The organism is Micromonospora sp. LOL_014 (assembly GCF_048060245.1).
Classification (GTDB): domain Bacteria; phylum Actinomycetota; class Actinomycetes; order Mycobacteriales; family Micromonosporaceae; genus Micromonospora_E.
Genome location: NZ_JBHMIP010000091.1, coordinates 1 through 1,158, shown reverse-complemented (window position 1 = coordinate 1,158; position 1,158 = coordinate 1). Strand labels below are relative to the sequence as shown.

The window sequence follows — 1,158 nt, the reverse complement described above, 5'->3', positions numbered from 1 at the left end:
CGGTCCGGACGGGGCGCGGTTGCTGACCGTGCAGGACCGGCGGGCGACGCTGCACCTGGCCGACGCGGTGGTCACGGTGGCCGCCGGTGGGGTGAACGTCAACAGTCAGCGCAGCTACGCGGTGCCGGGTGGCGGCATGCTGCGGTACGCCTACGGGTCGGCGTCGGTCCAGTTGGCGGCGGTCGCGGCCGATCATCAGGGCAGCCCGTACGCGGAGGTCGGTTCGACCTTGTCGGGGATGCCGGTACGGATCCTGAAGCGGGATCCGTTCGGTAACCCCCGCGCGGTCGACGTGCTGGCCACGAATCTGAAGACCCGGGCCGGGTTCCTCGGCGCGACCCCGGACGAGGCGTCCGGCTACACCCCGTTGGGCGCCCGCCTGTACGACCCGGTGGTGGGCCGGTTCCTGTCCGCCGACCCGGTCCTCGATGTGGCGGACCCGTTGCAGTCCAACGGGTACGCGTACGCGCACAACAACCCGGTCACCCACGCCGACCCGTCGGGTCTGTCGATCAGCCTGACCGCGTCGGAGCGGGCGGCGGCGTTGGCCGGGGTGGGTCTGTCCACCGCGCAGGTCGCGCAGGCCCAGTCGGCCGCGGGCCGGTCGATGAGGTCGGTCATCCTGTCGGTGGCCTGGGACGTGTTGAAGGAGTTCATCGGCCTCAACGCCGCGCTGGGCTGCTTCGGCGGCGACGTGTGGTCCTGCGTCGATCTGGTCACCGAGTTCGTGCCCGCCATCAAACTGTTCAAAGCGTTCGGCCGGATCGTCAAGGCCGTCGAACGTACCTTCTCCGCGATCAGGGCCTGGCAGAAAGCGAAAACGGCAGCCCAGGCGGTGCTGCGGGCGGCCCGCGCCGCCGAGACCGTCGCGTTGAACGCGAAGAAGGCCGCGGCCGAGCGGGCGAAACGCGCCGCGCAGGCCGCCGCGAAGAAAGCCGCCGACAAGGCCAACACCACCAGCAACAAAGCTGTCAACGCGTCGAAGAAGACCGGCAACCCCGTCCAGAAACAAGCCCAGGCCAAAACCAACCCCAAAGCCTCCACCAGCAGCGGAGGCCGCGGCCGGACCAGCGCAGGAGGCGGGAGCGGCAAGGCCACCTCCAAACCCGGCGGCAACACCGGCGCCAGCACCCGCTCCAACGGCGGCGCCAGCGGCGG

General features: G+C 70.8%; 1 protein-coding gene. It reads left to right on the top strand.

Annotation, left to right across the window (positions count from 1 at the left end):
* Positions 1-1,158 (top strand): RHS repeat-associated core domain-containing protein (locus ACFHW1_RS28735; protein ID WP_416616719.1); only part of this gene is annotated, 1,158 nt, incomplete at both ends.